At 30.1% G+C, this 7,855-nt stretch carries 5 protein-coding genes; all 5 read right to left on the bottom strand.

Annotated elements, in window-relative coordinates:
• Window positions 1-59: 59 nt before the first annotated feature.
• A complete protein-coding gene (locus tag Q0V09_RS01525; RefSeq protein WP_297486827.1) occupies window positions 60-452 on the bottom strand; it encodes a hypothetical protein in 393 nt (130 codons plus the stop codon).
• Window positions 453-668: 216 nt separating this feature from the next.
• Window positions 669-1,379 carry a queuosine precursor transporter gene (locus Q0V09_RS01520; protein WP_297404387.1) on the bottom strand — a complete coding sequence of 237 codons (711 nt, stop codon included), beginning with the start codon at window positions 1,377-1,379 and terminating at the stop codon, window positions 669-671.
• Window positions 1,380-1,390: 11 nt separating this feature from the next.
• The gene (locus Q0V09_RS01515; RefSeq protein ID WP_297404385.1) at window positions 1,391-2,098 is read right to left on the bottom strand and encodes a radical SAM protein; all 708 of its coding nucleotides are present in this window, start codon (window positions 2,096-2,098) and stop codon (window positions 1,391-1,393) included.
• Window positions 2,099-2,310: 212 nt separating this feature from the next.
• The gene (gene thrS, locus Q0V09_RS01510) at window positions 2,311-4,224 is read right to left on the bottom strand and encodes a threonine--tRNA ligase (protein WP_297404383.1); all 1,914 of its coding nucleotides are present in this window, start codon (window positions 4,222-4,224) and stop codon (window positions 2,311-2,313) included.
• 19 nt (window positions 4,225-4,243) lie between these two features.
• Window positions 4,244-7,837 (bottom strand): hypothetical protein, encoded by a 3,594-nt coding sequence (locus tag Q0V09_RS01505; RefSeq protein WP_297486824.1) that lies wholly within the window; start codon window positions 7,835-7,837, stop codon window positions 4,244-4,246.
• Window positions 7,838-7,855: the final 18 nt, after the last annotated feature.

Below are 7,855 nucleotides of genomic sequence, written 5' to 3'. Positions count from 1 at the left end.
GGATTGTAAATCTTTGCATTGTGTTACCTCCGTATATTAATTTTTAATTTTTTATCTTTCTATTTTGCAGGAGCAAAATCTTCTGCTGCTTGACGATGAGCTGTATATATAGCTTCTCCATCACTTTCTGCGTCAAAAATAACCTTAACATTTGGCGAGAATAAAATAACATCTCCAACCTCTCCAATATATTTATTACCTTCTGTATCACGCATTACAATTTTACCTTTTGTTACAACTTTATACTCAACTGCATCATAAAAATATTCAAACTCTACTCCTGGAGACATTGTAAATTGTCCAATTGCTAGTGGAGCACTATTATTAGTTACAGCAACTTCTGCCATATCACTTTTTAGTCCTTTTACTTCTAGTAATTTACTTAAATCATTTAATTTAAATGAACCCGCTTTTATTAAAGTGATTCCTGGTTTATCTGTTAGTGTTTTCATTAAATCCTCCATATGTAAATTCTGTGTTTACTTTTCGTCATTCACAAAGATAGTATAGTCCTATTTCGAAATTATGTCAACAACTTTTGTTCTACTAAAGAACATAACGGACCAATATAGTTATCATTTGAAGTATAAAATTATCATATATGATAACTTCTACTCTTATATGACAATAAAAAAACATAAAAAAAATACTGAAATCTCAGTATTTTTTTAAGCTAATATATTTTCTACAATTTTTTTATTATCTTTTAAGTGCCTCGCAAGATATACAAAAGGTGTATCCATTAAAGCTACAATTACCTTCATAATATAAGTTGAAATAAATATCTCCACTAATACATGCATAGGATATACTCCTGCAAAAGCTATTGCTGTAAAAATAAAATTATCTATCAATTGACTCACAAGAGTACTGGCATTATTTCTTATCCAAATATGCTTTTTCTCTGGAAATTTAGCTCTCCAAAACTCATATGCCCATACATCATGTTTTTGAGAAACTCCATAAGCTACAAGACCTGCAAATAGTATTCTTGGCATAAAATCAAATATCATTTTTAAACTTCTAAAATTTTCTGCTCCTTGTTGAACTGCACTTGGATTAAAGGATACTGCTATTTTCATAATTATAGCTGTCACCACCATACTAAAAAACCCTAATTTTACAGCTTTTTTTGCATCCTTTTCCCCATAATTTTCAGCTAAAATATCTGTTACTAAAAACCCACCTGCATACATTATATTTCCAAGTGTTGTTTCAAGTCCAAATAAATTAACAAGAAGTACAACTTGAATATTTGCTAGGATGCTACTAATTGGAACCCATACAAACAACCCTATTTTTCCAAATTTCTTATACACAAATATTATACTTAAAAAATTCACCATTAACATTAAAGCCCATAATAACTCGTTCCTCATTATCCCTCCTATTATTGTTCAAAAACTCCAAGATCTTTATTATCTATTAAAAGTTCCACTCTTTTATCATCTTGTAAATGTCTATATTTTTCTACAAACCATTTTACAAGTTCATCATCTCTTTCAACCTTTGTTCCATTATTTATAAAAATATTTACAGTTATACTTTTAAAGTATTTAAGTCCAAGTTCAATATCTCTTTCTATCATCTCTTTTGTTTGACCTTTTACACATATTAAAAGACAAACAGAATATAAATCTAATCCCAACTCTTCACACTCTTTTTCAGTAATATTAAAGTTTTTATTATAAACATTTATTCTAAAATCATTGTCAAATGTTTCCATACCCATTCTAAAACGAATATCTATACCTTTAAACATATTACGGATTTCATTTAATCTCTTTTTATATCCATAATATATTTCAAAGTAAACTAGTTTTATATTCTTCTTTATAACAACTTCTCTTATCTTTTCCAGTGTAGAGCTAGGAAGCTCAAAGACAGAACCAGAGTTAATAACTTCCAGTGCTCCATATTCTCCAGTCACCTCCTCTAATGTTTCAAAATTTATTTTTTCTATTTCACTTTCATCTGTAGAGTTATCCTCTATATAGTTACAAAAACTACATTTTCCATATTTACAAGGATACCCTTTTAGCAGAACTATCTCTCTTTTGTTGTTTTTCTCTTCAATTTTATTATATCTAATTCCCATATTTCTCTCCTTTTTGTAAATAAAAAAAGAGCAGATAAACTCTGCTCAAATTTAAAAAAGGGGACATTTTCCCCTTGTATTTTTCAATATCAAGCCTAGTTTTTTAAAGATGGAGGGTTACGAACATCTAATTTTATTTTCTTTTGCATAATATTCTACTCTATTTTTTATAAAAATGCAAGAAAAAACAGGCTCTATAGCCTGTTTATCTTTTAGTCTTTAAAAGTAGGTGTAGCTTCAGCTTTTATCATTTCAACAAAAGCTTCTAGTGACATTGATTCTTGATCTTTAGAACCAAATCTTCTTACATTAACCTCTCTATTTTCAACTTCATTTTTACCAATAATTAATTGTACTGGCACTTTATATCTTCCGTTAGCTTCTCTTATTTTATATCCAATAGATTCAGCTCTTGTATCTATTTCAGCTCTTATTCCTGCTTCTTTTAACATAGTTACTAACTCTTCTGAGTAAGGTATAACTTCATCATTTATAGTTAATACTTTTACTTGACATGGTGCTAACCAAGTAGGGAAAGCTCCTGCATAGTGCTCTATTAATATTCCCATAAATCTTTCAAGTGAACCATAAACAACTCTATGAATCATTACTGGTCTATGTTTCTCTCCATCTTCTCCAACATAAGAGATATCAAATCTCTCAGGTAAATTAAAGTCAAGCTGGATAGTTCCACACTGCCAAGTTCTTCCAATAGCATCTCTTATTTTAAAGTCAAGTTTTGGACCATAGAATGCTCCATCTCCTGGATTTAATTTATAATCTCTTCCTAACTTTTTAAGTGCTCCTTCAAGTGCAGATTCAGCCTTGTCCCAAATCTCTTGATCTCCTATAGCTTTTTCAGGTCTAGTTGATAACTCTATTGAGTATTCAAATCCAAATAATCCTCTATAGAATTTATCTATTAAGTTTACTACTCCTATAATCTCTTCTTCAATTTGGTCTGGTGTCATAAATATATGAGCATCATCTTGAGTGAAGTTTCTAACTCTCATAAGACCATGTAAAGCTCCTGAGAACTCATGTCTATGAACTATTCCTAACTCTCCTGCTCTAATTGGTAAATCTTTATATGAATGCATTCCATATTTATAAACTAATACTCCACCTGGACAGTTCATTGGTTTTATAGCAAATTCAGTTTCATCAATTACAGATGTATACATATTTTCTCTATAGTTCATCCAGTGTCCTGAAGTTTCCCATAACTCTTTATTTAACATAATTGGAGTTTGGATCATTTCATATCCAGCTTTCTCATGCTCTCTTCTCCAAAGATCAGTTAACACATTTCTCATTTTCATACCATTTGGTAGGAAGAATGGGAATCCTGGTCCAAAATCACTTGTAAAGAATAGTTCTAACTCTTTACCTAATCTTCTATGATCTCTCTTTTCAGCTTCCTCTAAGAATTTTAAGTGAGCTTTTAATTGTGCTTCATTTGCAAAAGCAAAACCATATATTCTTTGAAGCATCTTATTGTTAGAGTCCCCTCTCCAATAAGCTCCAGCAACAGATTTTAATTTAAATGCTTTTAAGTATGAAGTTGATGGTACATGTGGTCCTCTGCAAAGATCAATAAAGTCTCCTTGCTTATAGAAAGTTAACATTTCATTTGCTGGAATGCTCTCTATTATCTCAACTTTATAAGGCTCTCCAAGATTTTTAAAGTGCTCAATAGCTTCCTCTCTAACCATCTCTATTCTTTCAACTTTTATGTTCTCTTTTACTATTTTTTTCATTTCAGCTTCAATTTTTTCTAAATCTTCATCTGTAAACTGCTCAGCTGGATCAAAGTCATAATAGAATCCATTCTCTATAGATGGCCCTATTGCCACTTTAGTTCCTGGGAATAATCTAATTACAGCTTGTGCTAAAAGGTGAGCTGTTGAGTGTTTTAATATTTCTACTCCCTCTTCAGTTTCTGGTGTAATTATTTCAATATTAGCATCTCTATCTAAAATATAGCCCATATCTACATTCACTCCATCAACTTTTGCTCCAATAGCTTTTTTAGCAAGAGAGTTGCTAATTGACTTAGCAACCTCAAACATATTCACACTGTTTTCAAATTCTTTTATATCTCCACTTGGTAATATTACTTTCATGTTATCCTCTCCTTTTTTATTAATCTATATCATCTATTTTTATTCCATTGAACAAATATGTATCTGGTGATGTTTTCTTATCTGTATCAGTAGATGCACCTATTCCAAATATATTATTTGTTGGGAATGTTAGAAGTTTAAATTGGATAGCTGTTTTCCATTCGTAATCTTTTGTTCTATACGAATAATCTCTTTCATAAGCAATTGCCCATTCATAGTATCCAAACTCTTTTCCAACTTCCATTCCAAATCCATCAAATGTACTTCTTCCATTCTTTTCAACTCCATGAAGTTGATCATAGAATTTAACATATGCCTTCGTTCTCCAACCTTCACTAGGTTTTCCAACTTTAGCATTTAAACTAAACTCATGCTCTCTTTCTGTATCACTCCACTTCGTTCTACTTCCATCCCATGAAGATTTTTGATTATAAATATATCCTATACCAATTCTATCACGAGAATAGAAGAATCTTCCTTCTAACTCTTCTAATGAATCTAAATAATTTCCTGTTTGCTCATATCTTTTATCATTTCTTTGCATCATAAGAGAAGTATAGAAACTTCTTTTATAATCTCCAAAATACATTCTATCATCAATTATTCTATTTAAGTTAAATCTTTCAGAACTTCTAGAGTTGTTTCTATCTTGTAAAACTTGTCTAATTCTATCTATTTCAACACTTGTAAGTTCATCAGGTCTTTTATTATATTCAGATTCAGCATAAGCTACTAACTCTTTATCAGAGAAACGTTTATCCTTATATGAATAAGATAGGAATGTTACATCAGAGTTATATGTATCTAATAATGAATTTCTATCCCCTCTATTATTATAATCTTCATAACTTGCTCTATAAGCATGTTCTACATCTCCACCATTAATATATGAAACTGAATATGTTTTATTAGATCCATCTATTATTTTTTTATCGATATTTTCATCTATTTCATTTCTGTTTGTTTTACCCTCTATATACTCAAGATTTAATTTATCTTCACCAAAAGTATATGTGTATCCATAGACATTTTCATCTATTTTTTCTCTAGTTTTATCTACTAATGTAAGCTCAGTTAAATTAGAGTCAATATTACGATTTTTATAATAGAAATAGTTATTTTTATAACCATAATGAGCACCATAATTTTCAAAAGTAAGATCATTATAATTTTTTATTGTACTTTTTCCATCTCTATCAGTAAATCTTTTATCATATCCATAATCAAGTCCAAAAGTATTTTCATCATCTATTAAGAAATCTAATTTTTGATTTAATACTTCTCCTTTTTTATCTCCTGTACTTGCTCTTTCAATATTTTTATAATCTATTGAGTAGATAGTTTTTGTATTTCCAAGATCAAAGGTTATTGTATCTCCAACTTGATTTATATTTTCTTTCTGTCTAAGTCTTAAGTCTCTTGAGAAATCTCCACCTGAACCATATGAGTAGTCTTGATACATATAAGTTAATCTATTGGTTAAGGTAATATCTGTTAATCTATCTCTATTTAATGTATTATCAAATAGTGTTAAATCATGAGCCAATCCTGCTCTATATCTTATAGATGAATCATCTGTAGATACTTCTCTTGTATCCTTATAACCTTTATCATACTGATCAAATCTTGTATTTCCATATAATTCTAAGTTTCCAAGAGGTCCTAACTCTATTTTATCATTAGATAAACCAACTTCATAGAAATTAGAGTTATTTATATAAATTTCATACGACTTTGATGCCCAAGCTTCCTTATTATATATTCCCTCTCTATCCCATATCTCCTCTTGAGTGTTACCTCCAGCTAGAGTAAGTTTATAGCTATCATACATAAAGTCTACAAAAGCTCTTTGTTCTGTTGTTTTATTATAGATAATATCTTTATATCTGTTATATTCTACATCTCTATAATTTCTTTTCTTTCCATATCCCACTTTAGCTTTTTCTCTAAACGGATCATTTCCTAAGTCTAATTTATGCTCAAATTGAGAATAAGTATATCCTACTTTATAGTTTATATCTCCATAAAGGTTATACTCTCCAAGAGTTACTTTCCCATTACGACTATTGTATATACTATATTCAGAAACTGTCCAAGGTGTATAATCATATTCTATTCCAAATACACCATTATTATCAAGTTTACTAAAGTTAGGGTCTCTCTCCCAAGAGTTTAACTCTCTGTATTTATCCCCAGTTTTTTGGTCATAAGACATATCTATCTTATTCACTTTATCATTAAAGTTAAATCCAAAGTTTTCACCTCTAGATTGAGTATCCTCTTTTGTAGAACCAGGATCCATATCATATAGATAATTATAATATGCTCCCATTGAATATTTTTTATTTTCTTTTTTAATTGAAACATCACTCATTAAATCATAATCTTTAGATGTTCCATAATCCATATCATCTAAATTGTCAGCTACTATTACTCCGTAAGCTTTTTTGTCAGATACTAAGTTAACCTTTGACTTTATAGATATATCCTTATCTTCTCCAAGTCCCGTTAGTTCAGTGTCCAAGTTATAGAAACCTAAACTTCCACCCTTATCAGGTACTCCATTTACATATTTCCAACCATTTCCACTATCCTCTTTTCCTCTAAAGTAATCATCAATAGCATCATCCATAGTTGGTATCATATTATATGTTGCATTTTTATAGTTTAAATTTAAGAATCCATACTCGCCTGTATAGTTGTGACTATAGTTTACATTCCACCTATTAAAACTTCTTTCAGGATCTCTTTCATCTCTTTTTTTATCTATTAACCAGTCATTTATGTTTAAACGACTTTCTCCATATTTGTCAAACTTATACCAGTTTTCCATTCTACCAATCATAAGTCCAATTTGATCTCCATACTTAGGTGCAAATCCACCTCTATATTTTGAATCTTTATCTCCAAATAGTACCCCAGATGTTACAAACCAACCGTAATCGTCATCATTACCCCAACTTGGGAATAAAGGCACTTCTGAACCTTGTCTTATGTTAAATCTATACCAAGGTATTGAGAATGGTAAAACATCCTTATCTCCTAAATATAAATTAGACCCCTTAAAGGTCACTTGCTTATCTGGCTCAATTACTATTATATCTGATTGTAAGTGGTATCCCACTCTATTTGCATCTCTTGTTTTTAATATTTTAGGATCTGTTGTAAACCAAGCATCTCTTAAATAGGTTTTCCCACCCTCATATTGGGTTTTTTCTCCTCCAAAATATATTCTATCATTTGGTTTTTCTGCTCCAGTTACCTGTCCAACCTCTAGGTATCCAAAAGTCTTCCCAAAACTTCCTTTATCTCCACTTAAATCAAACTCTCCATTGGAAGAATCTATCCTTAAGTTTCCTGTTGGTTCATCCACTTCTAAGAAAAAATCACCTGGAATGTATGCTTTATTTTGGGCTTTGTCTCTTCTTACATTAAAAGCCTTAACCTTTAATGGACCATACTTAACATTTACTCCATCTGTTGATGTTAAAGTATCTGAGTTCAAATCTATTTCAACTTCATTCATTGATTTTTCAATATCTTTATCTTCAGCTCCCAAACTTGTCAAGGTGACAATAATTAAAGCTAACACAAAATAAATTTTTCTTTTCACTTGGACCTCCTATTTTTT

It is taken from the genome of uncultured Cetobacterium sp. (genome assembly GCF_947039425.1).
In the GTDB taxonomy this organism is placed as follows: Bacteria; Fusobacteriota; Fusobacteriia; order Fusobacteriales; family Fusobacteriaceae; genus Cetobacterium_A.
The sequence above is the reverse complement of the archived record's forward strand: the minus strand, read 5'-3'. Positions and strand labels throughout refer to the sequence as shown.

Coding starts and splice junctions, on each gene's coding strand:
- Q0V09_RS01520 (WP_297404387.1), bottom strand. CDS start 1,379: ATGAGGAACGAGTTATTATGGGCTTTAATGTTAATGGTGAATTTTTTA.
- thrS (WP_297404383.1), bottom strand. CDS start 4,224: ATGAAAGTAATATTACCAAGTGGAGATATAAAAGAATTTGAAAACAGT.
- Q0V09_RS01525 (WP_297486827.1), bottom strand. CDS start 452: ATGAAAACACTAACAGATAAACCAGGAATCACTTTAATAAAAGCGGGT.
- Q0V09_RS01515 (WP_297404385.1), bottom strand. CDS start 2,098: ATGGGAATTAGATATAATAAAATTGAAGAGAAAAACAACAAAAGAGAG.